At 63.7% G+C, this 25,227-nt stretch carries 29 protein-coding genes; 8 read left to right on the top strand and 21 right to left on the bottom strand.

Going from position 1 to position 25,227, the window contains the following annotated elements:
- The first annotated feature begins 131 nt into the window (after nt 1-131).
- Genes FJ960_RS16940 through ugpC form a run of 4 tightly spaced genes read left to right on the top strand, consistent with a single transcriptional unit; the run spans nt 132 to nt 3,958 of the window.
- Entirely contained in the window at nt 132-998 is an 867-nt protein-coding gene (locus tag FJ960_RS16940; protein WP_140715432.1) for a sugar ABC transporter permease, read from the top strand.
- Entirely contained in the window at nt 995-1,807 is an 813-nt protein-coding gene (locus FJ960_RS16935) for a carbohydrate ABC transporter permease (protein WP_140715430.1), read from the top strand. Before FJ960_RS16940 ends, FJ960_RS16935 begins: the two co-directional genes overlap by 4 nt.
- Before the next feature lie 16 nt (nt 1,808-1,823).
- Nucleotides 1,824-2,870, top strand: a complete 1,047-nt coding sequence (locus FJ960_RS16930; RefSeq protein ID WP_140508287.1) for an NAD(P)-dependent alcohol dehydrogenase — start codon at nt 1,824-1,826, stop codon at nt 2,868-2,870.
- Nucleotides 2,871-2,872: 2 nt separating this feature from the next.
- A complete protein-coding gene (gene ugpC, locus FJ960_RS16925; RefSeq protein ID WP_140508285.1) occupies nt 2,873-3,958 on the top strand; it encodes a sn-glycerol-3-phosphate ABC transporter ATP-binding protein UgpC in 1,086 nt (361 codons plus the stop codon).
- A 9-nt stretch (nt 3,959-3,967) separates the two neighbouring features.
- Here ugpC and FJ960_RS16920 read toward each other — a convergent pair whose 3' ends face one another.
- From FJ960_RS16920 to gcvA, 9 genes are all read right to left on the bottom strand, one after another.
- Nucleotides 3,968-5,554 carry an FGGY-family carbohydrate kinase gene (locus tag FJ960_RS16920; protein ID WP_140715428.1) on the bottom strand — a complete coding sequence of 529 codons (1,587 nt, stop codon included), beginning with the start codon at nt 5,552-5,554 and terminating at the stop codon, nt 3,968-3,970.
- Complete coding sequence (locus FJ960_RS16915) at nt 5,551-6,234, bottom strand: HAD-IA family hydrolase (protein WP_140715426.1); 684 nt, start codon at nt 6,232-6,234, stop codon at nt 5,551-5,553. Before FJ960_RS16915 ends, FJ960_RS16920 begins: the two co-directional genes overlap by 4 nt.
- Nucleotides 6,235-6,249: 15 nt before the next feature.
- A complete protein-coding gene (locus tag FJ960_RS16910) occupies nt 6,250-7,728 on the bottom strand; it encodes a mannitol dehydrogenase family protein (RefSeq protein ID WP_140715424.1) in 1,479 nt (492 codons plus the stop codon).
- 165 nt (nt 7,729-7,893) lie between these two features.
- A complete protein-coding gene (locus FJ960_RS16905; RefSeq protein WP_140715422.1) occupies nt 7,894-8,664 on the bottom strand; it encodes an L-iditol 2-dehydrogenase in 771 nt (256 codons plus the stop codon).
- 10 nt (nt 8,665-8,674) lie between these two features.
- Nucleotides 8,675-9,679 carry an ABC transporter ATP-binding protein gene (locus tag FJ960_RS16900; protein WP_140715420.1) on the bottom strand — a complete coding sequence of 335 codons (1,005 nt, stop codon included), beginning with the start codon at nt 9,677-9,679 and terminating at the stop codon, nt 8,675-8,677.
- 50 nt (nt 9,680-9,729) lie between these two features.
- Complete coding sequence (locus FJ960_RS16895) at nt 9,730-10,554, bottom strand: carbohydrate ABC transporter permease (protein WP_027145410.1); 825 nt, start codon at nt 10,552-10,554, stop codon at nt 9,730-9,732.
- A gap of 208 nt (nt 10,555-10,762) precedes the next feature.
- Nucleotides 10,763-11,635, bottom strand: coding sequence for a sugar ABC transporter permease (locus tag FJ960_RS16890; protein WP_140715418.1), 873 nt, complete (start codon nt 11,633-11,635; stop codon nt 10,763-10,765).
- A gap of 123 nt (nt 11,636-11,758) precedes the next feature.
- A complete protein-coding gene (locus tag FJ960_RS16885; protein ID WP_140508273.1) occupies nt 11,759-13,069 on the bottom strand; it encodes a sugar ABC transporter substrate-binding protein in 1,311 nt (436 codons plus the stop codon).
- A gap of 256 nt (nt 13,070-13,325) precedes the next feature.
- The gene (gcvA, locus tag FJ960_RS16880) at nt 13,326-14,231 is read right to left on the bottom strand and encodes a transcriptional regulator GcvA (RefSeq protein WP_140508271.1); all 906 of its coding nucleotides are present in this window, start codon (nt 14,229-14,231) and stop codon (nt 13,326-13,328) included.
- A gap of 110 nt (nt 14,232-14,341) precedes the next feature.
- Here gcvA and FJ960_RS16875 point away from each other — a divergent pair, with 110 nt between their 5' ends.
- Nucleotides 14,342-14,527: a hypothetical protein gene (locus FJ960_RS16875; protein WP_027145414.1), complete on the top strand. Its 186-nt coding sequence runs from the start codon at nt 14,342-14,344 to the stop codon at nt 14,525-14,527.
- Between the two features lie 25 nt (nt 14,528-14,552).
- On the opposite strand, the gene FJ960_RS16870 is transcribed toward FJ960_RS16875, so the two are convergent.
- The gene (locus FJ960_RS16870) at nt 14,553-15,512 is read right to left on the bottom strand and encodes a sugar-binding transcriptional regulator (RefSeq protein WP_140508269.1); all 960 of its coding nucleotides are present in this window, start codon (nt 15,510-15,512) and stop codon (nt 14,553-14,555) included.
- 242 nt (nt 15,513-15,754) lie between these two features.
- Here FJ960_RS16870 and FJ960_RS16865 point away from each other — a divergent pair, with 242 nt between their 5' ends.
- On the top strand, nt 15,755-16,387 hold the full coding sequence (locus tag FJ960_RS16865; protein WP_140715416.1) for an HAD family phosphatase: 633 nt from the start codon (nt 15,755-15,757) through the stop codon (nt 16,385-16,387).
- 3 nt (nt 16,388-16,390) lie between these two features.
- On the opposite strand, the gene FJ960_RS16860 is transcribed toward FJ960_RS16865, so the two are convergent.
- The 9 genes from FJ960_RS16860 to ureC form a co-directional block, all read right to left on the bottom strand.
- On the bottom strand, nt 16,391-17,158 hold the full coding sequence (locus FJ960_RS16860; RefSeq protein WP_140715414.1) for a class II aldolase and adducin N-terminal domain-containing protein: 768 nt from the start codon (nt 17,156-17,158) through the stop codon (nt 16,391-16,393).
- A gap of 80 nt (nt 17,159-17,238) precedes the next feature.
- Nucleotides 17,239-17,880, bottom strand: coding sequence for an urease accessory protein UreG (gene ureG / locus FJ960_RS16855; protein WP_140715412.1), 642 nt, complete (start codon nt 17,878-17,880; stop codon nt 17,239-17,241).
- Nucleotides 17,877-18,317 carry a DUF3995 domain-containing protein gene (locus FJ960_RS16850; RefSeq protein WP_140715410.1) on the bottom strand — a complete coding sequence of 147 codons (441 nt, stop codon included), beginning with the start codon at nt 18,315-18,317 and terminating at the stop codon, nt 17,877-17,879. The genes ureG and FJ960_RS16850 overlap by 4 nt, the downstream gene beginning before the upstream one ends.
- Nucleotides 18,314-18,985 (bottom strand): urease accessory protein UreF, encoded by a 672-nt coding sequence (locus FJ960_RS16845; RefSeq protein WP_140715408.1) that lies wholly within the window; start codon nt 18,983-18,985, stop codon nt 18,314-18,316. The genes FJ960_RS16850 and FJ960_RS16845 overlap by 4 nt, the downstream gene beginning before the upstream one ends.
- A complete protein-coding gene (locus tag FJ960_RS16840; protein WP_140715406.1) occupies nt 18,978-19,541 on the bottom strand; it encodes an urease accessory protein UreE in 564 nt (187 codons plus the stop codon). The genes FJ960_RS16845 and FJ960_RS16840 overlap by 8 nt, the downstream gene beginning before the upstream one ends.
- Nucleotides 19,538-20,140 carry a glutathione S-transferase family protein gene (locus FJ960_RS16835; protein ID WP_140508255.1) on the bottom strand — a complete coding sequence of 201 codons (603 nt, stop codon included), beginning with the start codon at nt 20,138-20,140 and terminating at the stop codon, nt 19,538-19,540. The genes FJ960_RS16840 and FJ960_RS16835 overlap by 4 nt, the downstream gene beginning before the upstream one ends.
- A 44-nt stretch (nt 20,141-20,184) precedes the next feature.
- Nucleotides 20,185-20,778, bottom strand: coding sequence for a hypothetical protein (locus FJ960_RS16830; RefSeq protein WP_140715404.1), 594 nt, complete (start codon nt 20,776-20,778; stop codon nt 20,185-20,187).
- A 37-nt stretch (nt 20,779-20,815) separates the two neighbouring features.
- The gene (locus tag FJ960_RS16825) at nt 20,816-21,304 is read right to left on the bottom strand and encodes a DUF29 domain-containing protein (RefSeq protein ID WP_140508251.1); all 489 of its coding nucleotides are present in this window, start codon (nt 21,302-21,304) and stop codon (nt 20,816-20,818) included.
- 64 nt (nt 21,305-21,368) lie between these two features.
- Nucleotides 21,369-23,084 (bottom strand): urease subunit alpha, encoded by a 1,716-nt coding sequence (gene ureC, locus FJ960_RS16820; protein ID WP_181165953.1) that lies wholly within the window; start codon nt 23,082-23,084, stop codon nt 21,369-21,371.
- A 164-nt stretch (nt 23,085-23,248) separates the two neighbouring features.
- Here ureC and FJ960_RS16815 point away from each other — a divergent pair, with 164 nt between their 5' ends.
- Nucleotides 23,249-23,626, top strand: a complete 378-nt coding sequence (locus FJ960_RS16815; protein WP_140715400.1) for a hypothetical protein — start codon at nt 23,249-23,251, stop codon at nt 23,624-23,626.
- Between the two features lie 114 nt (nt 23,627-23,740).
- Nucleotides 23,741-24,235, top strand: a complete 495-nt coding sequence (locus FJ960_RS16810; protein WP_027145427.1) for a hypothetical protein — start codon at nt 23,741-23,743, stop codon at nt 24,233-24,235.
- A 74-nt stretch (nt 24,236-24,309) separates the two neighbouring features.
- Here FJ960_RS16810 and FJ960_RS16805 read toward each other — a convergent pair whose 3' ends face one another.
- Both FJ960_RS16805 and FJ960_RS16800 read right to left on the bottom strand, forming a co-directional pair.
- Complete coding sequence (locus FJ960_RS16805; RefSeq protein ID WP_140508243.1) at nt 24,310-24,615, bottom strand: urease subunit beta; 306 nt, start codon at nt 24,613-24,615, stop codon at nt 24,310-24,312.
- Nucleotides 24,616-24,621: 6 nt separating this feature from the next.
- The gene (locus FJ960_RS16800; protein WP_140715398.1) at nt 24,622-25,209 is read right to left on the bottom strand and encodes a HupE/UreJ family protein; all 588 of its coding nucleotides are present in this window, start codon (nt 25,207-25,209) and stop codon (nt 24,622-24,624) included.
- Nucleotides 25,210-25,227: the final 18 nt, after the last annotated feature.

The following is a 25,227-nucleotide window of genomic DNA, read 5'->3' as shown; positions in this document are numbered from 1 at the left end:
CCTCTTGCGGCGCGCGGTTCGCGGCATTCCCTGAGAATGCCGGGACCTGTGTGTCGCAGGAGGGCCTGCCCTGTCCCGCGCGCGGGTTCCGCCATGTCCAGATATCAGAGACACAGCAAGGCCTGAGACCAATGCCTCGACGTTCATCCCTGCCGGTCACCTTTGTCGTGCCGACACTGGTCATTCTGCTGATCCTGTCGATGGTGCCGACGCTCTACGCGATCATCATCGCGCTGCAGAACCGCGAGCTGAGCTCGGCTGCCTGTTCCTGGGTCTGGTTGTCGAATTTTGTCGACCTGTTCTCCGACCGCCGCTTCCTCAACGCTGTCTGGGTGTCGGTGAAGTGGGAGGTCGTCACTGTCGTCGCGACGATGGTGGTGGCGATCGGGCTCGGCGTGCTGATGTTCGAGGTCGCCTCGCCGCGCCTGCGCAACCTCTACTGTCTGCTGTTCATCGTTCCGGTGCTGTTGCCGCGCGTGTCGGCGGCCTTCGTGTGGAAGTTCGCCTATCATCCGCTCTATGGCATCGCCACTTATCCCTACCGGCTGCTGACCGGCGGGCTGATCTTCGACCCGCTGTCCAAGCCGTCGACGGCGCTGTTCGCCGTCGCTTCGGTCGATGTCTGGCAGTGGGGCCTGTTCTTCGCGGTCATCGTGCTGAAGCTCTTGGAAACCTTGCCGCCGCAGCCGATCGAGGCGGCCCGGCTCGACCATGCCCGGCGCTGGCAGATCCATGCCTATGTCACCTTGCCGATGCTGAAGGCGCCGCTGATCAGCCTGATGTTCGTCAAGATGATCGAGTCGCTGCGCTCCTTCGACCTGATTTATGTGATGACCCGCGGCGGGCCGGGGGTCGCGACCGAAACGCTCGACATGTACGCCTTCTCGCAAGGCTTCATCGAATCCGGCAAGGTTTCCTATGCCTCGGCGATGGCCGTGCTGATGATGATCGCCACCGTCATCACCTTCACCATGCTGTGGAAGCGGGTGCAGGCATGAGGCTCGGCCGCATCATCGCCAAGGCCGTCCTGGCCTTCGCCGGCTTCCTCGCGGTGTTTCCGCTGCTGTGGACAGCGCTCAATTCGCTGAAGAACAGCGTGGATATCATCACCCGCGTTCCCCGCCTGGTGTTCACACCGACGCTTGCCAACATCAGCTACATACTTGGCCGCGACAGCGTCGTCACCGGCCTCTACAATTCGGTCGTCGCTTGCGGCACAGCCGTACTGATCGGCGTCGTGCTCGGTTTGCCCGCGGCTTACGCGGTGGCGCGTTATCCCAACCGCTGGGCCGGCGACATCCAGTTCTTCGTGCTGTCGCTGCGCTTCCTGCCGCCGGTGGCGGTGGCGATCCCGCTTATGGTGATCTGGCTGCAACTCGGTCTCTACGATACGCTGCCGGCGCTGATCGTCACCTATTCACTGCTCACCATCTCGGTGATCATGTGGCTCGCCATTCCAGCCTTCCAAGGCGTGCCGAAGGAGATCGAGGAAGCCGCCTTCGTCGACGGCTACGGCGCCTATTCGGTGTTCTGGCGGATCGCGCTGCCCGTGGCTGCGCGCTCGCTGATCGGCGCGGTCGCCTTCAGCTTCGTGCTGGTCTGGAACGAATTCCTGATCGCGCTGATGCTGTCGAGTTCCAACGCCAAGACCTTGCCGATCGTCGCTTCCGAACTCTCCCAGCAAGGCATGAACGTGCCGTGGGGCATTCTCAACGCCTCGGTCGTGCTCCTGTCGCTGCCGCCGCTGCTGTTCCTCGGCGTGCTCAGCGGCTTCCTGAATTCTGTTTTCCGGCAAAAAAAGACTTGAAGTGAGGACTTACCCGATGCGGGCTTTGGTGCTTGAGAAAAAAGGTGAATTGTCGCTGCGCGAGATCGCGTTGCCGCTCGATGTCGGCCCCGACGATGTCAGGATCGCCATCCACACGGTCGGCGTCTGCGGCAGCGACGTGCATTATTACACGCATGGCGCCATCGGCAGCTATGTCGTGCGGGCGCCGATGGTGCTCGGCCACGAGGCTGCGGGCACAATCGTCGAGGTCGGCGCCAATGTCAGGAGTCTGAAGGTCGGCGACCGCGTCTGCATGGAGCCGGGTGTACCGAATCTGTCATCGCGCGCGACAAAGCTCGGCATCTACAATGTCGACCCCGACGTCACTTTTTGGGCGACCCCGCCGGTGCATGGCATCCTTGCTCCCTATGCCGTGCACCCGGCCGCCTTTACCTACAAGCTGCCGGACAATGTCTCCTTCGCCGAGGGCGCGATGGTCGAGCCCTTCGCCATCGGGATGCAGGCGGCTAGCCGCGCCCGCATCGTCCCGGGCGATGTCGCCGTCGTCGTCGGCTGCGGCCCGATCGGCATCATGGTCGCCCTTGCCGCCCTTGCTGGCGGTTGTTCGAAAGTGCTGATTTCCGATTTTTCCGCGCCCAAGCTGAGGATCGCCGCGCAATATGCCGGCATCGTGCCGGTCAATGTCGGCGAGCAGTCGCTGGTCGATGCCGTCGCGGCAGCTACCGACAATTGGGGTGCCGACATCGTCTTCGAGGCGAGCGGCAGCGCCAAGGCTTTCGCCGATCTGTTCGACGTCGTGCGGCCAGGTGGCGCGGTGGTGCTGGTCGGGCTGCCGGTGGAACCGGTGGCCCTCAATGTGCCGGCGGCGATCTCGAAGGAAGTGCGCATCGAGACGGTGTTCCGCTATGCCAACATCTTCGACCGCGCCCTGCAGCTCATCGCCTCCGGCAAGGTCGACCTCAAGCCGCTGATCACCGGAACCTATGATTTCGCCGACAGCATCAAGGCGTTCGAACGAGCCGCCGAAGGCAACCCGCAGGACGTCAAGCTGCAGATCCTGCTTACCGGCGAAAAGGGCTGACCATGTCCGCGATCGTTTGCTCCCATGTCGACAAGGCCTATGGCGCCACCACAGTGATCCGCGATCTCAATCTCTCGATCGAGGAGCACGAATTCGTCGTGTTCCTCGGCCCGTCCGGCTGCGGCAAGTCGACCTTGCTGCGCATGCTGGCGGGGCTGGAGGACATCAGCGGCGGCGAGGTATCGATCGGCGGCAAGGTGGTCAACGACCTCAATCCGGGCGACCGCGGTATCGCCATGGTGTTCCAGAACTACGCGCTCTACCCGCACATGAGCATTTTCGACAACATCGCCTTCGGGCTGCGGCGCCAGAAGGTCCCGGCGCCCGAGATCCGCAAGCGGGTCGAAGCGGTGTCGAGGACGCTTGGGCTCGACCCCTATCTCGGCCGTAAGCCAGCCGAACTCTCCGGCGGCCAGCAGCAGCGCGTGGCGATCGCGCGGGCCATGATCAAGACGCCCAAGGTGTTCCTGTTCGACGAGCCGTTGTCCAATCTCGACGCCAAATTGCGCAACCATATGCGCGTCGAGATCGCGCGGCTGCACCAGTCGCTGAAGACCACCACCGTCTATGTCACGCACGACCAGCTGGAGGCGATGACGCTCGCCGACCGTATCGTGCTGCTCAAGGATGGCATCATCGAGCAGATCGGCTCGCCGGCGGAAATCTACGGGCGGCCGGGCAATATTTTCGTGGCCGGTTTCATCGGCACGCCGAACATGAATTTTATCGATGTGACGGTCGGCCGGGCAGGGAACGGCTGGACGCTGACCGGCGCCGGGACGGTGCTTTCGATAGACGGGGCGGGCTTTCATCTCCAGCCGGGCGATCGCGCTGTGCTGGGCATCCGGCCCCCGGACCTGAAGACGGCCGGTGTCGGCGCCGCAAGCCTATTGCAAGGCACCGCCGATCTCATCGAATTCCATGGCAATGACGCGCTGGTGACATTCGGCTCCGGCGGCAAGGAAATCAGCGCCCTCGTTCCGGCACGCGACTGCCCGGTAGTGCGTGCTCCCGTCCGCTATACATTCGAGGAGAATGACATTCACCTGTTCGACGCGACATCGGGCGCGTCCCTGCGCAGGCAATAGCGTAAAAGCCTACCGGATCGCGTCAAGCATCTGCCGCTGCCGGTGCATTTCCAGGAAAATCCGGTAGTCGCGATCGAAGCGGACGCCGGCTGCCGGATTGGCGGCGCGTGTCTTGCCGCCCTGCTGCATGGCAAGGCAGGCGGCGTTGAGATCGGGGAAAAGCCCGGCGGCGGTCGCCGCCACCATGCCGGTGCCGAGCAGCACCGCCTCGTCGGCCAGCGGCTCGACCACCGTGCAGCCGGTGGCGTCGGCATAGAGCTCCATCAAAAGCGGGTTCTTGGTGTGGCCGCCGGTGACATGCAGCGTGTCGATCAGATAGCCGTTCTCGTTCAGCGCCTCCAGCACATGGCGCACGCCGAGCGCGATGCCGACGGCGGTGCGCCAGTAAAGCTTGCACAGGCTGTCGAAGGACGAATCCAGCGTCAGCCCGCTGACGACGCCAACGGCATGTGGGTCGGCAAGCGGCGAGCGGTTGCCGTGGAAATCCGGCAGCACATGCAGCCGGTCGGCAAGGCTCTCGCCCTCGGCGGCGCGCAGTTCGGCGACGCGCGCGGCGATCCTGGCATGCATGGCCGCATTCGGCTCGCCGCCGGCGCCGTGCCAGCGGATGATGTGGTCGAGCAGCGCCCCGGTCGCCGACTGACCGCCTTCCGACAGCCACAGCTTCGGCAGTGCGGCGCCGTAATAGGGGCCCCAGACACCGGCGAAAGGCTGCGGATCGGGCGACATTGCCATGACGCAGGATGAGGTGCCGGCGATCAGCGCCAGATGGCGACCGATATTCTGGTCGTCGCCGGCAAAGCCGCCGAGCACGCCAAGCGCCCCGGCATAGGCATCGATGACGCCCGCGCCGACGCGGCAGTTTTCGGTCAGACCGAGTTCTGCCGCTGCCTGCGCCGTCAACGGACCGATATCGGCGCCGACCGGACTGGCCCGTTCCGGCAGATTGCCGTGCTCAAAAAGATCGTCGAGGCCGACGAGTTCGAAGAAATCGCGCTGCCACGCGGTGTCCTGGTGCGCCAGATAAGTCCACTTCGCTGTCAGCGTGCATTGCGAGCGAGCCAGCGAGCCCGTCGCCTGCCAGGTCAGGAAATCGGTCAGGTCGAATAAATAGCCGGCTTCGTTCCACGTCTTCGGCAGATTGCGCTTCAACCACATCAGCTTCGGCGTCGCCATCTCGGGCGACATAACGCCGCCGATGTAGTTCAGCACCTCGTGGCCGCTCGCGGTACATTCGTCGGCTTCGGCGATGGCACGGTGGTCGAGCCAGACAATGGTGTCCCAGCGCTTGTCGCCGCTGGTCGACACACTGAGCTGGCCGCCCTGCCTGTCACGCACGACCAGCGAACAGGTGGCATCGAAGGAGATACCGGCAATATGCTCGGCGGCGACGCCGGCCTTTTCCCGCGCGGCACGCACGGCGGTGCAGACGGCGGCCCAGATATCGCGTGAATCATGCTCGGCATGATCTGGCTTTGGCTGGTTCATGGCGATCGGCCGCTCGGCGCGGCCAAGCAAGGTACCACTGGCGTCGAGAATGCCCGCGCGAGCGCTCCCGGTGCCGACATCGACCGCGCAGACAAACTGTTTCGTCAAGATGCTCTAACTCTCGCTTCCAGGCCTGCAATCAAATCGGGCAATTGCAGCATGTCAGCGAATATAAAGTCCGGTTCGGTCGACGCAAGCCGCGCTTTCAATCCCGGATTGCCGGCGTGTGCGCCGCCGCTGAAGGCGAAGACGCGCATATCCGCCGCGAGCGCGGCCGCGACGCCGGCCGGGCTGTCCTCGATGACCAGGCAATTTCTCGGTTGCGCCCGCATGGCGGCGGCCGCGTGGAGGAAAAGGTCCGGTGCCGGCTTGCCCCTGGCAACCATGGCAGCGCTGAACAGATGCGGCTCCATCAGCGTGAGCAGGCCGGTGACGTCGAGCGCGTAACGAATACGTTCCAGCGTGCCGGAGGAAGCGACGCAGTACGGCAGGCCGAGCTTCGGCAGCATCGCCTTGACGCCGGCGATCGGCTTCAGCTCCTCACGGAACTTTCGCATGAGGTCGACGCGCATGGCGGTGAGATGCTGATCGGTGATCTCCAGGCCGAAGTCGCGGCCGAGGATTTCGCGCACGCTCTTCATGCTCTTGCCAAGGAAATGCTCGTAGGCGGCGTCTTCGCCGACGCTGCCGCCGGCAAGTTCGATCATGCCGAGCAGCGCCGAGACGGAGAGCGCCTCGCTGTCGACCAGCACGCCGTCGCAGTCGAAGATGACCAGTTCAGGCGTCATGATGCCGGCTGGCTCTCAGAGCTTGCCGGCGAGGTAGCGCGTCAGCGTGGCGCGCGTGCCATTGGCCCAGAGCACGTTGAACGCGTGGACGAAGGCGTCGACGAAGGCCGTGGCGCGGCCGACATCGCCATAGATATCGTCCATGGCAAGCCAGGCGGCGGGCGCGTCCTTTGCCGCCTTTGCCGTTGCCTGCAGCCGGTCCCAGCTCGGGTCGTTGGGCTCGATGACCGCCCCGCTGTCCGTCGTGCCGAAGCAGTAGCGGCACCACAGCGCCGATTCCAGCGCCAGACCGGCAACGCCTTTGCCGGCCTTCAGCCGGTCGGCGATGGTCGGGATGATGAATTTCGGCTGGCGGTTGGAGCCGTCGAGGCAGAGGCGGCGCACCGTGTCGCCGATCTTGGGATTGGAGAAGCGCTTCTCGATGAGCTGGTAATAATCTTCCAGCACCGTGTCCGGCACCGGCGGCACTGTCGGGATGATCTCGTCATGCTCGAGCTTGTCGAGGAAACCGAGCACCAGCGGCTCCTGCATCGCCTCATGGACGAAGTGGATGTCCATCAGCCCGGCCGGATAGGCGATGGTGGCGTGGCCGCCATTGAGGATGCGGATCTTCATCAGCTCGTAAGGGGCGACGTCCCTGACGAACTGCACGCCGACCTTTTCCAGCGGCGGGCGGCCATCGGTGAAATGGTCTTCCAGCACCCATTGCCGGAACGGCTCACAGAACACCGGCCAATTGTCCTCGAGGCCGAAATCATCGGCAAGGATCTTGCGCTCACGGTCGCTGGTTGCCGGTGTGATGCGGTCGACCATGGCGTTCGGGAAGGCGACGTGGTCGCTGACCCAGCTCGCCAAATCCTCGTCGATCAGGCGGGCGAGGCCGATAACGCCATCCGACGTGACATGGCCGTTGTGGGGGATGTTGTCGCAGGACATGACCGTGAACGGCACGATGCCATCCTGGCGGCGTCGCGCCAGCCCGGCCAGGATGATGCCGAATACGGTTTTCGGTGTGGCGCCCGGCTGGGCGTCGGCGACGATATCGGGATGGGTCGGATTGAACACGCCGGAGGCCGGATCGATGAAATAGCCGCCTTCGGTGATGGTCAGCGATACGATCCTGATGGCCGGGTCGGCAAGGCGATCGATGATACCGGCCGCATCGCCCGGCATCAGGAAATCGATCATCGCGCCGGTGACGCGGGCACTCATATGGCCCTCGTCCTGCTCGACAACCGTGGTCAGCCAGTCCTGTTCTTCGAGCTTGCCGCGGCCGATCTTCTCGCCGTCGAACACGCCGGCGCCGACCAGCGCCCAATCATGACCGACGCCTTGACCGAACAGGTCGTCGAGATAGACGGCCTGATGTGACCGGTGAAAATTGCCGACACCGAAATGCACGATGCCGGCTTTCAACGCCGACCGGTCATAGTTCGGACCTGCGACCTTGGACGGAAGCGTGGCGAGGCTCGAGGAAGAGAGTTTCACGGTCATCTGCTTTACCCTTTGGCCGATTTGCAGCCCGACTGTTTCGCCTCCTTCGGGAGGGCGAGGATGAGGGGCCGCACCTGGTTTTCCAGTATGCTGCCCCTCATCCGCCCCCGTGGCGTCTTCTCCGGAGGAAATGAGAGAAGCGCCTTCCCCCTCAACTCGTCCTTTTCAACTCATCCATTGGCCGCCATCGACGTTGTAGGTCTGGGCGACGATGTATTCGGCCTCGTCACTGGCGAGAAACACGGCCATGCCTGCGAGGTCTTCCGGCTTGCCCATGCGGCCATACGGAACGCCTTCGCCGACCAGCCGTTTCTTTTCGCCTTTCGGCCGGTTCTCGTATTTGGCGAACAGGGCATCGACCTCGTCCCACATGTCGCTGTCGACGACGCCGGGCGCGATGCCGTTGACATTGATGCGGTGCTTGATCAGGTCGAGCCCGGCCGACTGCGTCAGCGAGATGACCGCGGCTTTGGTGGCGCAGTAGACCGCGACCAGCGGCTCGCCGCGACGCCCGGCCTGGCTCGCCATGTTGATGATCCTGCCGCCCTTGCCCCGCGCGATCATCGAGCGGGCGGCTGCCTGCAGCATGAACAACGTGCCGGCGACATTGACGGAGAAAAGCTTTTCGTAGCTCGCTCGAGAGATCTCCACGATCGGCGCCAGGTCAAACAGAGCGGCGTTGTTGATCAGGATGTCCAGACCGCCGGTTTTGCTCTCCACCGCTTTGACCGCAGCCTCGATGGATGCCTGGTCGGTGACGTCGAGCTTGACGGCATAGGTGTTGTCGCCGATCGCGGCGGCCGTTTTCTCGGCGGCTTCAAGGTTGATATCGGCAATCGCCACCGTGGCGCCTTCGCGCACATAGGCTTCGGCGAAGGCTTTGCCGATGCCGCGCGCCGACCCGGTGATCAGCGCCGATTTGCCTTTCAGCCTCACTACCCCACCCTCACTGGGCCATCGCCTTGCCGTCAGCGCCGAAGCGATGCAGCTTGGCCTTTTCGGGTGTAAGGTAGATCGTGTCGCCATGATGCACGGCCAGTTCGCCGTCGGCGCGCACCGTCAGCGGTCCGACGCCATCGGCCTGGACATGCAGAAACGTGTCGGAGCCCAGATGCTCGGCAACGCCGACCGTCGCCTTCCAGTCGCCCGCCGTGGTCGAGATCTGCATATGTTCGGGCCGGATGCCGATCGTCTTGGCGCGGTATTTGTCAGCCGGCGCGCCCTCGATCAGGTTCATCTTCGGCGAGCCGATGAAGCCGGCGACGAACAGGTTGCGCGGCGTCTTGTAGAGCTCCATCGGCGAGCCGACCTGCTCGATGTTGCCGGCGTTCAAGACGACGATCTTGTCGGCCATGGTCATGGCCTCGACCTGGTCGTGGGTGACGTAGATCATCGTCGTCTTGAGCTGGTGGTGCAGCTCGCTGATCTCGAGCCGCATGGTGCCGCGCAGTGCCGCGTCGAGGTTGGACAGCGGTTCGTCGAACAGGAAGGCCGAGGGCTGGCGCACGATGGCGCGGCCGATGGCGACGCGCTGGCGCTGACCGCCGGAGAGCTGGCCGGGACGGCGTTCGAGATAGTTGGTGAGATTGAGCACGCGCGCCGCGTCCTTCACCTTCCTGTCGATGGTCGCCTGGTCCTCGCCTGCCATCTTCAGCGGAAAGGCGATGTTCTTGGCAACCGTCATGTGCGGATAAAGCGCATAGGACTGGAACACCATGGCGAGCTTGCGCTTGGCCGGCGCCTCGCCGGTGACGTCACGGCCATCTATGTTGATGGTGCCACCGCTGGTGTCTTCGAGGCCGGCGATCAGCCGCAGCAATGTCGACTTGCCGCAGCCCGACGGGCCGACGAAGACGACGAACTCGCCATTCTCGATCACCAGGTCGAGACCGGGGATGATGGACGTCGATCCAAACGATTTGGAGACGTTCTTGAGCGTGATGTTTCCCATGGTTTCCTCCCCGAGAGCTATTTTTCGTCGATTGCTTCAGGCAATTTCCGTTACTTCACCGCACCAAAGGTCAGGCCGCGCACCAGCTGCTTCTGGCTGAACCAGCCCATGATCAGGATCGGCGCGATGGCCAGCGTCGAGGCCGCCGAAAGCTTGGCCCAGAACAGGCCTTGCGGGCTGGAGAAGGAGCTGATGAAGGCGGTCAGCGGAGCAGCGTCCGTGGTGGTCAGCCGGATGGTCCAGAATGCCTCGTTCCAGGCCAGGATGATGTTGAGCAGCATGGTCGAGGCGATGCCCGGCACCGCCATCGGCGTCAACACGTAGATGATCTCGTTCCACAGCGACGCGCCGTCCATGCGAGCCGCTTCCAGGATCTCGCCGGGGATCTCGCGGAAGTAGGTGTAGAGCATCCACACCACGATCGGCAGGTTGATCAGCATCAGCATGACCATCAGGCCGATGCGCGAGTCCAGCAGGCCGAGATTGCGGAAGATCAGGTAGATCGGAAACAGCACGGCAACCGCCGGCATCATCTTGGTGGACAGCATCCACATGAGGATGTCCTTGGTCCGCTTGGTCGGCGAAAACGCCATCGACCAAGCCGCCGGAATCGCGACCAGCAGCGCCAGGATGGTCGAGCCGACGGAGAGCAGCACCGAGTTCAGGAAGAACTTGAAATAACCGCTCTGCGCCTGGACTTCGGCATAGCTTTCGAAGGTCCCCGACGGGATCAGGTTGAAGCCCTGGATCGCCTCCTGTTCCGACTTGAACGAGGTGATGATCGTATAGAGGATCGGGAAGAAAATCAGCAGGGCGACGATCCAGGCGGCGACGGTCGCGATTGTCTTGTGCTGGGTGGTGACTGCGCGTGCCATGATCAGGTTCTCCCGTATCGGCGATGGTGGCGGCAGGGTCGACCCCCACTCCGGTTTGCTGCGCAAACCACCTCTCCTCCGATCGACGGGGTAGAGGAAGGGCGCAGCTTCGATGCAGGCATTTCCTCTCCCCCGGGCCGGGGGAGAGGTGTCCCGCGCAGCGGGACGAAGTGGGGGTGGTTCAGCGCACGTGCCATCTTGACCTCCCTTACTTGTCCAGGTTCTTGCCGACGGCGCGCATGGCGAAGAAGGCGACGATGTTGGCGAGAATGACGGCGATCACACCGCCCGCGGATGCCTGGCCGATTTTGAACTCCAGCAACGCCTTCTGGTAGACAAGGAAGGGCAGATTGGTGGAGGCATAGCCCGGGCCGCCATTGGTGGTGACCAGGATCTCGGCATAGACGGAAAGCAGGAAGATCGTCTGGATCAGGATGACCACGGTAATCGCCCGCGACATGTGCGGCAGCGTCAGATAGATGAAGCGGCTGATGAAGCCGGCGCCATCCATCTCGGCGGCCTCCTTCTGCTCGCCGTCGAGCGACTGCAGCGAGGTCAGGAGGATCAAAGTCGCGAAAGGCAGCCACTGCCAGGCGACGATGATGATGATCGCCGCCATCGGATGCTGCCCGAACCAGTCGATCGGTTGCGCCCCGAAGAAGCGGGCTATGTCGGCGAAGACGCCATATTGCGGGTGCATGATCATGTTCTTCCACACCAGCGCTGCCACCGGCGGCATGACGAAGAACGGCGAGATGACGAGAATGCGCACGATCCCCTGGCCCCACATCGGCTGATCGATGAGCAGCGCCAGCAGGATGCCGCCGATCACCGTGATCAGCAGCACGCTGACCACCAGGACAAGCGTGTTGAGGATCGACTGCAGGAAAGCCGGGTTGGAATAGAACAGCGCGTAGTTCGAGAGGCCGACGAAGCCATCGCGCATCGGATTAAGCGGATTGTACTGCTGGAAGGAGAACCACAGCGTGAGAGCGAGCGGAATAACCATCCAGACCAGCAGCAGCACCACGGATGGCGCCATCATGAATCGGGCAAGCGAACGGGTCTGCTGAGTAGCCATGACGGTCACCCTTCAAGGATCAAACTGAATTATCAGAGGCGTTGAAGGCGGCCGCCCGAACTGGGTTTCGGGCGGCCGTTGCCGGTCATGATGGTCGGCCGGCATTCGGCACCGGGAGGAGCCTTACTTGATATAACCGCCCTCGGTCATCGCCGCGGTCGCGGCGTCCTGGGCCTGCTTCAGCGCATCGTCGACGCTCGACTGACCGGCAAGAGCCGCCGAGAAGAGCTGGCCGACAGTGGTGCCAAGGCCCTGGAATTCAGGGATGGCGACGAACTGCACGCCGACATAGGGCACCGGCTTGACGGTCGGATGCGTCGGGTCGGCGGCGTTGATGGAGTCCAGCGTCATCTTGGCGAACGGAGCCGCCTTCTGGTACTCGGGATTGGCATAGAGCGAGGAGCGCGTGCCCGGAGGTACGTTGGCCCAGCCTTCCTTCGACGCGACGAGCTCGGCATAGTGCTTGCTGGTGGCCCAGGAGACGAACTTCTCGGCGGCGTCGGCCTTTTGCGTGCCGGCCGGGATCGCGAGCGACCACGCCCACAGCCAGTTGCCGCGCTTGCCGAGGCCGTTATCGGGCGCCAGGGCGTAGCCGACCTTGTCGGCGACGGTCGAGTTCTTCGGGTCGGAGACGAAGGACGCCGCCACGGTGGCGTCGATCCACATGCCGCATTTGCCCTGCTGGAAGAGCGCCAGGTTCTCGTTGAAGCCGTTGGACGAGGCGCCCTCGGGACCGTCGGCCTTCATCAGGTCGACATAGAACTGCAGCGTCTTCTTCCACTCGGGCTGATCGAACTGCGGCTTCCAGTTCTCGTCGAACCAGCGGGCGCCGAACGAGTTCGACATGGCGGTCAGGAAGGCCATGTTCTCGCCCCAGCCGGCCTTGCCGCGCAGGCAGACGCCGTTCACGCCACTGGCGCGATCGGTCATCTTATCGGCGGCCTGCTTTACAAAGTCCCAGGTCGGCGCGTCGGGCATCTTGAGGCCGGCCTTCTCCATCAGGTCCTTGCGGTACATGACGAAGGAGCTTTCGCCGTAGAAGGGCGCGGCATAGAGCTTGCCATCGACCGAGAGGCCGCCGGCGATGGCCGGGATGATGTCCTTGGCGTCGTAGTCGTCGCCGAGCTTGTCGAGCGGCAAGAGCCAGCTCTGCTTGGCCCAGATCGGAACCTCGTAGGTGCCGATGGTCATCACGTCATACTGGCCGCCCTTGGTGGCAATGTCGGTGGTGACGCGCTCGCGCAGCACGTTCTCTTCGAGCGTGACCCAGTTGAGCTGAATGTCGGGGTTGGCCTTGGTAAAGTCATCGGTCAGCTTCTGCATGCGGACCATATCGCCATTGTTGACTGTGGCGATGGTGATGGATTCGGCGTGTGCGGCGAACGCAAGCGCGCTGGCGGACAACAAGCCCAGGGTGAGCGTGCGAAGTTTCATCAAATTCCTCCCATAAACCAAGATGAGCATTTGCCTTGGTTATGAGCAATTACTCACTTGGTGTGAATTATGTCAAGCCGGATTCGATGCTGCAGCGCAGCACGCAACCCGGCGCATGGCGGCGGACGATCGGCAACAGGGCTCGGATTGCCACCGCCTGGGATCTGGGCGGCAGGGCCGAAAGCCTCCTGAACGAGATGTGGTTTTCTTGCCCGGTCTGCCGGTCAGCTTGTCTGCCAGTCAACTTGTCCGCCGGTCAGCAGGCGATCTCGGCCAGCAGCCAGTCACGGAAGGCGCGGATCTTGGGCACGTTGCGGCGCGCCTCGGGGTAGACCAGCCAGTAGGCGTGCCCGTCGTCGCCGACCAGGTCGAAAGGCTGGATCAGCCGGCCGTCCGCGAGTTCGGACTTGAACAGCGCCCGGGTCAGGATCGCCACCCCATGGCCCGATATGGCCGCGTTGGCTTCGTAGGCCTGCGCGCCCATGCTGCTGCCGGGACGCCTGGCAAGGTCATGGCTGTGCACGCCGGCGGCCTCGAACCATTGTGTCCACCAGATATCGCTGGGATCGAGGATCGGCAGCTTGAGCAGATCGGCCGGTTCGTTGATGCCGCCGATGCTCGCCGCGAGCTTCGGGCTCAGCATCGGCGTGAAATCGGCATCGAGCAGCTTGTGGGCTTCCAGCCCCGGCCATTTGCCACCGCCCGAACGGATGGCAAGGTCGACATCCTCGCGGGCGAAATCCGTCAGCCGGCTCGACGTCTCGAGCCGCACGGCAAGCGACGGGTGCGCGATCTGGAACGCGCCGAGGTGGTGCGCCAGCCAGTTGGAGGCAAAGGTCAGCACCGTGGTGACACATAGCAGCCCGTCCGCTCCGCCGCGCGCGGCGGCATAGGCCTGGCTAAGAATGGCAAAGGCCTCGCTAACGGCCGGCGCCAGGCGTTGGCCGGCTTCCGTGAGTTCGATCTGTCGCGGCCGGCGCAGGAACAGCGGCGCGCCAACGCGCTCTTCCAGCACCTTGATCTGATAGCTGACCGCCGCTTGCGTCATGGCGAGTTCACCAGCGGCCTTGGTGAAGGAAAGGTGCCGCGCCACCGCCTCGAACACCCGGATGGCCTGCAGCGGCGGGAGTTGCGAAAGCTGTGGCGCGCCGAGGTCAGGCATAAGGCGTCCTTATGGGTCGTTATCGACGTTCGATTGGCAAAGGCGGCCGGCAAGGCCGACATTGATGCTCAACCCGTCATTCGGGTTCAGGATAACGAAGGTTGGCGATCATGACCATGGCGCAGCAAAAATGCACTCCCGCTCCCGATCATCGCTGGATTTCGTGGCTTGTGGACGGGTTTGGCTGGTTCGCGACCCGAAAAAAGGCACATCTTGATATCAGGGACCTGTCGCCGCATCTGCTGCGCGACCTCGGTTTTCTCGACGGCAACGACCCTTTCGGCCGGCACCAATAGCCTTGCTGGCTTTATCACGAAGCCGTCAAATGCTGGCCAGCAGGGCGGCGGCCGTCCGCTCGTCGGTGATGAGCCCGTTGACCAGTCGGCGATTCACGGCCGCCATGATACCCGGCAGCTTGCGCTCGCCCATGGCAAGCGCAATGACCAGCGACTTCTCACGCGACGGCAGCGCCGCCGACGACACCCGGTCATTGGTGATGCCCTCGATCATGCGGCCCTCGCGATCGAACACCCAGCCGACGATTTCGGCGACGCCGCCGGCCTTCTGCAGGGCTTTCAGCTCGCTTTCGGAAATGAAGCCATCCTCGTAGAGCGGCGCCTTCGGCCCAAGGTCGCCAATGCCGATGAAGGTGACATCGGCCTCGGCGGCAAGCGCCAGCGTCGGCTGGATCATCGGCTGATTGAGCAGCATCTCGCGCTCCTGCGGCGAGGAGGCGATGACCGGCAGCGGCATCGGGAAGGACCGCGCCTTGACCCTGTCGGCCATGGTGAAGATGACGTTGTAGAAGGCGGCCGAACCGTCCGGCGAGATGTTGCCGGTCAAGGACACCACCTTGTGCTGCGGGCATTCCATCGGCGGCAATTGTTCGATCGCCGCCTTCAGCGTGCGTCCGGTGCCGATGCCCATGACGAGCGGTGTCGGCGACCGAAGCCGCCGCTCGATCTCGGCGGCCGCCGCTTCGGCGATGCCGATGGTCGTGGAGGATGAACTGGGGTCACTCGGCACCACCTCGACAAGGTCGAGCGCGAAGCGCGATTTCAGCCGCGCGGCAAGGTCCAGGCAGTTGGCGATCGGATGATCGACGCGGACCTTGATCAGGCCTTCCGACACCGCCAGCGACACCAGCCGCTGCGCCGTCTGCCTCGATATGCCGAGCGTGGCGGCGATCTGGTCCTGTGTGTTGCCGGCAACATAGTAGAGCCAGCCGGCGCGCGCTGCGTCGTCCAGCCTGTTGGTGCCGCCATCCTGCCGGGTATTCACGTCCTGCCTCCCGAAAACCGCCGATCATCGGGCGGTCATATCAGTTTCGCAGGGAATGGCCGCCTGCGCAATTGTCAATCTCAAGAGCAAATGCTTACACCGATACAGCGGAGTTTTCTTCACTATCATCCGGCTGGAGAAAGCACGGCGGGTTCCGTCTTCATCGGAAGGCATGTTCTGCGGCCGCTAAAGGTTTATCTCCCGTCGCAAACCCTTTAAGGGATCGCAAAAAGGAGCGCTGCATGACACCGAAGGCGGTTTTCTGGGACATGGACGGCACACTGGTCGACAGCGAACCGCTGCACGAGGCAGCTCTCATTGCAGCAATGCGCAATGCCGGCCTCACGCCGCCTGACGATCTGCATGAGCGCGTGCTCGGCGTCGCCGCCTGGCCGGTCTACGAAATGATGCGCGACGAGTTCGGGCTGCAACTGCCCTTCGACGAATGGATCGTTCACAAATATGAGCATTACCTGCCGCTGGTCGAGGGGCTGAAGCCGCGCCCAGGCGCGATCGAGGTCTTCAACGAACTGCGCGCGCTCGGTGTGCAGCAGGCGGTGGTCTCCAATTCGGACCGGATGATCGTCGACGCCAACCTGCACATGGTGGGGCTGACTTACCCCGGCATGAAGACGATCAGCCGCAACGACGTGCGCGAAGGCAAGCCGCACGCCGAGCCTTTCCTGCGCGCCGCCTATCTGGCGGAGGTCGATCCTGCGCACGCCGTCGCGGTCGACGACAGCTGGCCGGGCGCCATGGCGGGCCTGGCGGCGGGAATGAAGACCATCTTCTGGCCTGAAAAGCCGATGGAAGGACCGCCCGGCGCGGTCGTCATCAACAGCGCCGCGGAATTGCGGGCTCAGCTCGGACTGTAGCCCTCAGTTCCGGTACGCCGGCTCCTGTTCGTCGAGGATCGCCTTCAACTCGGCGAGATGGCGTTCGGCCTGGCCTGGATAGTCGTCCATTTCGCTCGCCGCCTTCTCGGCGATCGCGTCGGAGAGCGTGCGCAGCGGCCGGCCGGTCCACAACGCCTTGATGTAGGTCTCGGCGGCGCGCTCGAAATAGAACATGCGGTTGAAAGCATCGGCGACGGTGTCGCCGATAACCAGCACGCCATGGTTGCCCATCACCATCACCTTGACCTTGGGGTCGGCGAGAAGCTGCGAGCAGCGTTCGCCCTCTTCCTCGAAGGCCAGCCCGCCATAATGCGCGTCGACGATGTGACGGTTGAAGAACATCGCCGAATTCTGGTCGATCGGCGGCAGCGTCGAATCGGCAAGCGAGGCCAGCACGGTGGCGTGGATCGAATGGACATGCATGACGCAGCGCGCGTGCGGCACGTTGCGATGGACGGCTCCGTGCAGCCCCCATGCCGTCGGGTCGGGTGCATTCGGCGCTGAAAGCGTGTCGGGGTCGTTGGCGTCGATCTCGATCAGGTCACTCGCCTTGATGCGCGAGAAATGCACCTGGTTCGGGTTCATCAGGAACCTGGTGCCGTCGTCGTTGACGGCCAGCGAGAAATGGTTGGCCACCGCTTCGTGCATGTTGAGCCGCGCCGTCCAACGGAAGGCGCATGCGAGATCGACGCGCTCTTCGTAGAAGGGCAGGTTGGTCAGCGTTTCCTTCTGCAGGCGGGCAATGCTCATCCTAGAAATCCTCCGGTTTCGGCAAGAATGCCGCGCTCCGCTGGTGCCCGCAACCGCTTTCGCTTGGTGCAGACCGCCAGCTATGCCGCCGTGCTTGCGGCGCCAACAGTCCGCAGTCCGCCGTGCTCGACGATGAAATCGATCACCTCCTGCAGGCCCTTGCCGCGCGAAAGATCGGTGAAGCCGAACGGCCGCTTGCCGCGCATGCGGCCGGCGTCGCTCTCCATGACATCGAGATTGACGTCCACATAGGGCGCCAGGTCGCTCTTGTTGATGATGAGGAAATCGGAACGCGTGATCGCCGGGCCGCCCTTTCTCGGAATCTCTTCGCCCTGGCAGACCGAGATGACATAGAGCGTCAGGTCGGCAAGGTCCGGCGAGAAGGTGGCGGCCAGGTTGTCGCCGCCGGATTCGATGAAGATGATGTCGAGATCGGGAAATTTGCGGTTCAGCTCGGCGATAGCCTGCAAATTGATCGAGGCGTCCTCGCGGATGGCGGTGTGCGGGCAGCCGCCGGTCTCGACGCCGACGATGCGGTCCTCCGGCAGCGCCTGCAGCCGGGCCAATATCATGGCGTCTTCCCGGGTGTAGATGTCGTTGGTGACGACGGCGATGGAAAACTCGTCGCGCAGCGCCTTGCAGAGTTTTTCGGTGAGCGTCGTCTTGCCGGAACCGACGGGGCCGCCGATGCCGATACGAAGAGGACCGTTCGCTTGTGTCATGTCGGAAACTCCATAATGGCAAGAACCGCGAAGCCGAGCCCGATCAGCAGGCACAGCGGCGAATAGAGATTGGTATCGAGCCGCGCAAAAGGCTGTTCGGGTGCCAGCCGGCGCCACCAGGGCATGAAACCGGCGATACCGCGCCCCAGGAACACCAGACCGATCAGCATCGACGTGGCGGCAAGCCCCTCCCTTGGAAACGGCGAGGCAAAGAAACCGATGAGCGCCAGCGGCCACAGCGTTGCCAGGCCAAGGCAAGCGGCAACGGCGAAACTGGCGAATGGCGTCGGCATTTCATCGACGCCGCGAAAACCGACGACGGCGTGGGCGCAGGACGCCGCATCCCTGCCCGGCCAGATGCCGCCTATGCCCCAATAGACGTGCAGGGCCGTGATCAGCAGCAGGACGAATGAGAGGACGAAGGCGAGGAGGATCATGAGCGGAACAGTCGTGAGTACTGGGTTTCGTGCTTCATCGCCACGATGTCGGAGATGAAGGCGCAGCCGCCGAGATCGTCCGGTGTCGAGCGGGACGCGCGGGCAGCGGTCGAGAGCGCCAGCGGCTCGAACCCTGCCAGCAGCGTCGTGGCCTCGTTCTGGCCGATGACGCCGAGCCGGATCGCGGCCTGGACGAGGTTGGAGAAGAAGGCTTGCAGGAAGGCGGACAGCGCGTCCTGCAGCGCAACGCCGTTGCCGCCGGCGACAGTGCCGACAGCGACGCAATAGGCGCACTCGGCCGGCAAGCGCTCCAGCACTGGATTGGGCCAGGCGGCGGCGGCCTTAAGAAAGGCCGCACCTTGCAGCATGGTCTCGGTGTGGCGCTCGCGCGAGCCTGCCAATGCCTCGGCCAGTGCTGCGACTTCGGCCAGATCGCCGCCTTCGCGGGCGCGGCGCCAGCTCTCGGCGAACAGCACGGCATCGTTCCAGCCCGAACCCATCTCAACCAGCGTCTCCAGCCAGCCGGCAAGGCCAGCGGCATCGGTCACCAACCCATCATGCACTGCCCGCTCAAGGCCATGGCTATAGGCAAAACCGCCGACCGGAAAGGCCGGCGACAGCCAAGCCATCAGCCGCAGCAGGGCGATGCCGGAGGGCTGGTCAGTCATGATGATGATCGTGATGCGAATGCGCATGGCTGTGCGAATGGGATTCGCCGTGGCCATGGCTGTGCGCCTCGGCGTGGGCGTGGCCTTGCCCACCGGAGTAGGCGCCGCGGACCGGCTTGAACGGTTCCGAGACGTCGCGCACCGTGGCGCCGAGCCCCTCCAGCATCGCCTTGATGACGTGGTCGCGAAGGATGAGGATGCGGTTCGCCTCGATGCCGGCGGCGAGATGGCGGTTGCCAATATGCCAGGCGAGTTCGGTCAGATGCACGGCGTCGCGGGCGCGGATGTCATAGACGGCTTCGGGCGCCGCGATGATCTCGATATGGCCGCCATCCTCCAGCACGAGCCGGTCGCCATCGTTGAGGGCAATAGGTTCACGCAAGTCGACCAGCACCTTGCTGCCGTCGGCAAGTTCGATGGCGCGGCGGCGCAGATGCCGCTCGTCATGGGCGAGAACCGCACGGCCGGATGGCGCGGTGGCTCCAACACTGCCCGCAGGCAGCACCGAGACGGCGCGCGGAAATTTGGTGAAGTCGGTGTTGAGGTTGAGCTTCATTTCATGGAGCCTCCGTTAGCTTGCGCCCGCGCACGGGCAGGCCGCGACAACACGCGGTCGAAATAGGCGTTGACGCGGTCGGAGTCGATCGGGAACCGGCCGGCACGCGCCCAGCCGCCCATGTCGCCGAGCAGCACGTCGACGGCCGAGAACCGGCCCAGCGCGAACAGCCTGTCGCCGAGCCGGCGGTCCAGCGCCTTGACCTCCGTGGCGAAGTCATAGGCCGCGGCAGGACCGACATCGACCCGAACTTCCCTGGGTAGGAGGAAGCGGTGGCGCAATTTGTTCCACAGCGGCGCTTCGAACTCCGACTGGGCGAAGTGCATCCAGGAATCGATTTCGGCACGGCCGGCGAGACCGGGATTGGCGCCCATCCCCTTGTCGGCGTGCTTCTCCGCCAGATAGACGCAGATCGCCGCCGAATCCGTCACCGTCAGCTCACGGTCGATGAGGATCGGTACCTTGCCCGACGGGTTGAGCGCATAGGCTTCCGGCGAGCGGAGCTTGACCTCGACGAATTCATAGGGCTCCCCGAGTTCCTCGAGCATCCAGAGGACGCGGCTGACCCGGGATCCGCGCGATCCGACGGCCTTGTACATCGTTGAACCTGCCTTTCCCCGGAACTCTAGATCATCGGGAGGTGTCATACGATCGTGTCGAAGAGCCGCAGGATGAACGATATCTGGTAGATGAGCGCGGCCGCGACGAAGGCGATGTGGAAGCGGCGGTCGTGCACCAGGATCGCGGCGATGCAGAGCGCGACGAAGACCGGCGTGCGGAACAGATATTCGTTGCCGAAGCGGGCGAAATGCTCCGGACCTTTCAACAGGGTGTCGATGACGTCGAGCAGGTAGCTCCCCGCCAGCAGTCCAAAGAACCAGGCCCGGCGCGAATAGAAGAAATCCTCGTAGCTGGTGTAGTCCAGCATCGAATCCGGAAACAGCAGCGCGCACAGCAGGAACAGCGTGATGGCATAGAAAATAATGAAAAGGTATTTGCCGAAGGTCCACGTTTCGATGGCGTAGAGGTCGAACTCCCACCACCAGAAATGCACCAGCATCAGCAGGACCGAGGCGACCCAGGCCAGATGCACGGGATAGAGCCGATACTGGCCGGGATGCTGGACGATGCGCGCTACCCCCGACAGCAGGCGGGCGACGCCAAGTCCGATCACCATGCCCATGACGATGCGGATATGCGGGAAGATGTCGTGGGCGGAGGCTATTTCGGTGGCCATGGGTCTGGGAGAAACGCTGGTGGGGAAAAAGAGGCAGCTAGCCTCGCAGGAAATCATCCATTGAAAGAGGGCCGCCAGGCCAAAATCTCCCATCGAGCGCCTGCTTGGCATTGAACGGTGGCTCACTTGGAAATTGCGATTTCCGCAGGCCGGTCTCCTGAATGGCAATGGGCAACGCGTCTTTGTAGGACTGATCGAAGATTTGAGCGGGATAGCGACGAAGACTCGGACTATCCTTGAGGATACCTTCGATCCAGACACGCTGCTCGGAAATCGACGATTGCCAGCTGTGGCATCTGTGGCCCGGCTGGAATTCCCATTTCAGGAGGTGTGCAATCAACACCCGCATCCGACTGCGAATTTCTCTCCGGTCACTTCTCCCCAAGCTTTCTATCTCCTCGGCAAGGTTCTCGCGGTCGAGATCGGAGAGACGACCCTCGCGCAGCAACGCGCCCTGCTCGGCGCACCACTGGGCGTAGTCTGTTTCATAGGGTGTCATGGCCCTGAGACGGTCAATCCTGTTCATATGCGCATAATGCCCTAAAGCGCGCCGCGTTTAAACGGCTTCTTGGCGCGGGCACCGGTGAGGCTCAAAACAGAAAATACCGTTGCGCCATCGGCAGCACCGTCGCCGGTTCGCAGGTCAGCAACTCGCCGTCGGCGCGAACTTCATAGGTTTCCGGATCAACCTCGATATGGGGCGTGGCGTCGTTGAGCACCATAGAGTGCTTGCCGATGCCGCCGCGCGTGTTCTCGACGGCGACGAACTGCTTGTCGACGCCAAGCCTGCCGTGCAAACCTGATTCGAGCGCGGCCTTCGAAACGAAGGTCACCGACGAATTGGTCCGGGCTTTGCCATAGGCGCCGAACATCGGCCGGTAGTGCATCGGCTGCGGCGTCGGGATCGAGGCGTTGGGGTCGCCCATCGGGGCGGCGGCGATCATGCCGCCGATCAGCACCATGTCCGGCTTGACGCCGAAGAAGGCCGGGTTCCACAGCACCAGGTCGGCGCGTTTGCCGACCGCGATCGAGCCGATCTCCTTCGAGAGGCCGTGGGCGATGGCCGGATTGATCGTGTATTTGGCGATATAGCGGCGGACGCGGAAATTGTCGTTGTCGCCGGTCTCCTGCGGCAGTGACCCGCGCTGGCGCTTCATCTTGTCGGCGGTCTGCCAGGTCCGGATCGCCACCTCGCCGACGCGGCCCATGGCCTGGCTGTCGGACGAGATGATCGAGAAGGCGCCGATGTCGTGCAGGATGTCCTCCGCCGCGATGGTTTCCTTGCGGATGCGGCTTTCGGCGAAAGCGATGTCCTCGGGGATCGACGGCGACAGATGATGGCAGACCATCAGCATGTCGAGATGCTCGGCCAGCGTGTTGGCGGTGTAGGGCCGCGTCGGGTTGGTCGAGGACGGGATGACGTTGGGAAGGCCGCAGACCTTGATGATATCCGGCGCATGGCCACCACCCGCACCTTCGGTGTGGAAGGCATGGATGGTGCGGCCCTTGATCGCCGCCACCGTGTTCTCGACAAAGCCGCTCTCGTTGAGCGTGTCGGTGTGGATCATCACCTGCACGTCGTAGTCGTCGGCGACCGACAGGCAGCAGTCGATCGCGGCCGGCGTCGTGCCCCAGTCCTCGTGCAGTTTGAGCGAGCAAGCGCCGCCCAGCACCATTTCCTCGAGTGCGGCGGGCAGCGAGGCGTTGCCTTTACCCGACAGGCCGATATTCATCGGGAAAGCGTCGAAGGACTGGATCATGCGCGCCATGTGCCATGGCCCCGGCGTGCAGGTGGTCGCCAGCGTGCCATGCGCCGGGCCGGTGCCGCCGCCGAGCATGGTGGTGATGCCCGACATCAGCGCTTCCTCGATCTGCTGTGGGCAGATGAAGTGGATATGCGCGTCGAAGCCGCCGGCGGTGAGTATTTTGCCTTCGCCGGCGATGATTTCGGTGCCGGGACCGATGACGATAGTGACGCCATCCTGCGTATCAGGATTGCCGGCCTTGCCTATTGCGGTGATTCGGCCATCCCTGAGGCCGATATCGGCCTTGAAGATGCCGGCACTGGCATCGATTACCAGCGCGTTGGTGATGACGGTGTCGACCGCGCCCTGGGCACGGGAAACCTGGCTCTGGCCCATGCCGTCGCGAATGACCTTGCCGCCGCCGAATTTCACCTCCTCGCCATGAATGGTGAAATCCTTCTCGACCTCGATGATCAGCTCGGTATCGGCAAGCCGCACTCTGTCGCCAACGGTCGGGCCGTACATCTGGGCGTAGGCGGCACGGGTTAGTCTGGCCATCAGCGATTGCTCCCGAAATGCGGTATGGTCGAAGCCCGTCTGCACATTGTCGCCTTCCAATGGTCACGCAATGACCCGCTGGGCGACACCTTCTGATCCCATTTGGCGGTTGAGGTTGGGACGCCACCCCAAAGCGACCGTTTGCCAAATCGATGGAAGGAAAATCCATGCGCAAAACGATAGTTCTTGCAACCGCCGCCAGCCTGATGCTGGCTGGTGCCGCCAGTGCCCAGCAGCAGCCCGCGCAACAGCCCGCTCCGACCACCCCGGCTCCAGCCGCCCCTGGCGGTCAGCAGGCCGCGCCAGCGATCCAGAGCGTCAACGTCATCGACATCAGCGAGCTGCCGAAGGACACGCAGACGCAGGTCAACCAGGTGATCGCGCAGCGTGGCGACGCCGGCCTGCAGAAACTGCGCAGTTCGATCGACGCCACCCCCAAGGTGAAATCCGCTCTCCAGGCCAAGGGAATGACCTCGGCTCAGGTGGTCGCGGCCAGCATGGAGCCGAATGGCGCGCTGACCCTGATCACCAAGAAAGCGAGTTAAGGACCCGGCGTGGCGGGCCGGTATCCGGTCCGCCCGCCGAATCACGACGGGAACCGTGGCAGGGCCGGAGTCGTTTCGTTTCCTGAGCGTCGAAACAAACCGCGAAAGTGGACGATGACCGACACTACCTTGCCCGATGCCCGTTGGCTGCACGCCGTTGCCGCGGCTGCGTTTGTCGCGGCGAGCGTTCCCCAGGCAGCGCTGAACGCGCAGGGCCTTCAAAGCCCGGAGACTGTCGACCGGATTGTCGGCTCGCAGGTCAACCAGGAAGAGGCCAAGACGACCGCTGAGATCGGAAAGGTCAATTCGGCGATCGACCGCACGCGCGAAAACATCAGCACGGTGCGCAAGACGTCCAAGCTCGACAAGGTCGATATCGTGTTCCTGACCGACGCGGCGCGCAGCGAGGGCGGCCCGCCTCCGGCCATCGAGAACAAGGTTAGGCAGCATCAGGACGATGTCGCGGAACTGCGCAAGGAGATCGAGGCCAACGCCCTGCTCTACAATGCCATCGAGTCGCGGCGCGTGCTTGCCGATGATGTGCTCGCCGTGGAGTTCGATGATCCCGGAAAGATCGTGATCTATGCGGCCGCCAAGCCGTCGGGCTGAGCCGAAGGCATCGCCTGTGTGCAGGCTTGCCCCGAAGCCATTCGCCGGCCTTGCGCGCCACGCATGAGACACCCTCACAGCTTGCCCATCACCTTCTGCTGGAATCCATAGACCTCGCGCTTGCCGCCGAGCGGCACCAGGGTGACGTCGCGTTCCTGCCCCGGTTCGAAGCGCGTGGCGGTGCCGGCGGCGATGTCGAGGCGCATGCCGCGCGCGCGCGCGCGGTCGAATTTCAGCGCCTCATTGGTTTCGTAGAAATGGTAGTGGCTGCCGACCTGGACCGGCCGGTCGCCGCCGTTGGCGACTTTCAGGATGACGGTCGGCAGACCCTTGTTGAGTTCGATGTCGCCTTGGGCGGGAATGATTTCGCCGGGGATCATGGGACCTCACACCACGCCGAAGGCGAGGCCGACGCCGATCGCCACGCAGGCGGCACCCGCGATACGGGCCACACCGCGGAACCTGAGGCCGAGGCTCAGACCAGCGGCGATGCCGATTGCGTGAAGCAGCACGGTGGCAACGGCAAAGCCGGCCATATATTCGAGGCCGCCGGCATTTTCCGGCACTTCCGTGCCATGGGCATGGCCGTGAAACAGCGCGAACAGGCCGATGATGGCGACACCGGCCGAAACGGGGAGATCGACCGCCAGCGCCACCAGCAGCCCAAGCGCCACGACGGAGGCCAGTATGCCCGGCTCAACGAAGGGCAGCGGCACGTGCAGCATGCCAAATGCGCCGCCGGCCAGCATGACGCCGACGAACGCCGCCGGCCAAACCCAGATCGCCTTGCCGCCCTTGAGGGCCGCCCAAAGGCCAACAGCGAGCATCACCGTCATGTGGTCGAGACCCGACAGCGGATGCGTGAAGCCGACTATAAAGGAGGAGGTCGTGCCGATACCGACATGGGCGTAGGCGGGCATGGCTGCCGCGACGAGCAGGATCGCCGAGAGGCACAGGCGTTTGACAGGGACCATTTTATTTTGCCTTTCGTT

Source organism: Mesorhizobium sp. B2-3-11 (assembly GCF_006442215.1).
Taxonomy (GTDB): domain Bacteria; phylum Pseudomonadota; class Alphaproteobacteria; order Rhizobiales; family Rhizobiaceae; genus Mesorhizobium; species Mesorhizobium salmacidum.
The sequence above is the reverse complement of the archived record's forward strand: the minus strand, read 5'-3'. Positions and strand labels throughout refer to the sequence as shown.

Bases quoted from the DNA above. Each gene is read 5' to 3' on its own strand.
- FJ960_RS16940 (WP_140715432.1), top strand. From the start codon at position 132: ATGCCTCGACGTTCATCCCTGCCGGTCACCTTTGTCGTGCCGACACTG.
- FJ960_RS16935 (WP_140715430.1), top strand. From the start codon at position 995: ATGAGGCTCGGCCGCATCATCGCCAAGGCCGTCCTGGCCTTCGCCGGC.
- FJ960_RS16930 (WP_140508287.1), top strand. From the start codon at position 1,824: ATGCGGGCTTTGGTGCTTGAGAAAAAAGGTGAATTGTCGCTGCGCGAG.
- ugpC (WP_140508285.1), top strand. From the start codon at position 2,873: ATGTCCGCGATCGTTTGCTCCCATGTCGACAAGGCCTATGGCGCCACC.
- FJ960_RS16915 (WP_140715426.1), bottom strand. From the start codon at position 6,234: ATGACGCCTGAACTGGTCATCTTCGACTGCGACGGCGTGCTGGTCGAC.
- FJ960_RS16910 (WP_140715424.1), bottom strand. From the start codon at position 7,728: ATGACCGTGAAACTCTCTTCCTCGAGCCTCGCCACGCTTCCGTCCAAG.
- FJ960_RS16900 (WP_140715420.1), bottom strand. From the start codon at position 9,679: ATGGGAAACATCACGCTCAAGAACGTCTCCAAATCGTTTGGATCGACG.
- FJ960_RS16895 (WP_027145410.1), bottom strand. From the start codon at position 10,554: ATGGCACGCGCAGTCACCACCCAGCACAAGACAATCGCGACCGTCGCC.
- FJ960_RS16890 (WP_140715418.1), bottom strand. From the start codon at position 11,635: ATGGCTACTCAGCAGACCCGTTCGCTTGCCCGATTCATGATGGCGCCA.
- FJ960_RS16885 (WP_140508273.1), bottom strand. From the start codon at position 13,069: ATGAAACTTCGCACGCTCACCCTGGGCTTGTTGTCCGCCAGCGCGCTT.
- gcvA (WP_140508271.1), bottom strand. From the start codon at position 14,231: ATGCCTGACCTCGGCGCGCCACAGCTTTCGCAACTCCCGCCGCTGCAG.
- FJ960_RS16875 (WP_027145414.1), top strand. From the start codon at position 14,342: ATGACCATGGCGCAGCAAAAATGCACTCCCGCTCCCGATCATCGCTGG.
- FJ960_RS16865 (WP_140715416.1), top strand. From the start codon at position 15,755: ATGACACCGAAGGCGGTTTTCTGGGACATGGACGGCACACTGGTCGAC.
- FJ960_RS16860 (WP_140715414.1), bottom strand. From the start codon at position 17,158: ATGAGCATTGCCCGCCTGCAGAAGGAAACGCTGACCAACCTGCCCTTC.
- ureG (WP_140715412.1), bottom strand. From the start codon at position 17,880: ATGACACAAGCGAACGGTCCTCTTCGTATCGGCATCGGCGGCCCCGTC.
- FJ960_RS16850 (WP_140715410.1), bottom strand. From the start codon at position 18,317: ATGATCCTCCTCGCCTTCGTCCTCTCATTCGTCCTGCTGCTGATCACG.
- FJ960_RS16845 (WP_140715408.1), bottom strand. From the start codon at position 18,985: ATGACTGACCAGCCCTCCGGCATCGCCCTGCTGCGGCTGATGGCTTGG.
- FJ960_RS16840 (WP_140715406.1), bottom strand. From the start codon at position 19,541: ATGAAGCTCAACCTCAACACCGACTTCACCAAATTTCCGCGCGCCGTC.
- FJ960_RS16835 (WP_140508255.1), bottom strand. From the start codon at position 20,140: ATGTACAAGGCCGTCGGATCGCGCGGATCCCGGGTCAGCCGCGTCCTC.
- FJ960_RS16830 (WP_140715404.1), bottom strand. From the start codon at position 20,778: ATGGCCACCGAAATAGCCTCCGCCCACGACATCTTCCCGCATATCCGC.
- FJ960_RS16825 (WP_140508251.1), bottom strand. From the start codon at position 21,304: ATGAACAGGATTGACCGTCTCAGGGCCATGACACCCTATGAAACAGAC.
- FJ960_RS16815 (WP_140715400.1), top strand. From the start codon at position 23,249: ATGCGCAAAACGATAGTTCTTGCAACCGCCGCCAGCCTGATGCTGGCT.
- FJ960_RS16810 (WP_027145427.1), top strand. From the start codon at position 23,741: ATGACCGACACTACCTTGCCCGATGCCCGTTGGCTGCACGCCGTTGCC.
- FJ960_RS16805 (WP_140508243.1), bottom strand. From the start codon at position 24,615: ATGATCCCCGGCGAAATCATTCCCGCCCAAGGCGACATCGAACTCAAC.
- FJ960_RS16800 (WP_140715398.1), bottom strand. From the start codon at position 25,209: ATGGTCCCTGTCAAACGCCTGTGCCTCTCGGCGATCCTGCTCGTCGCG.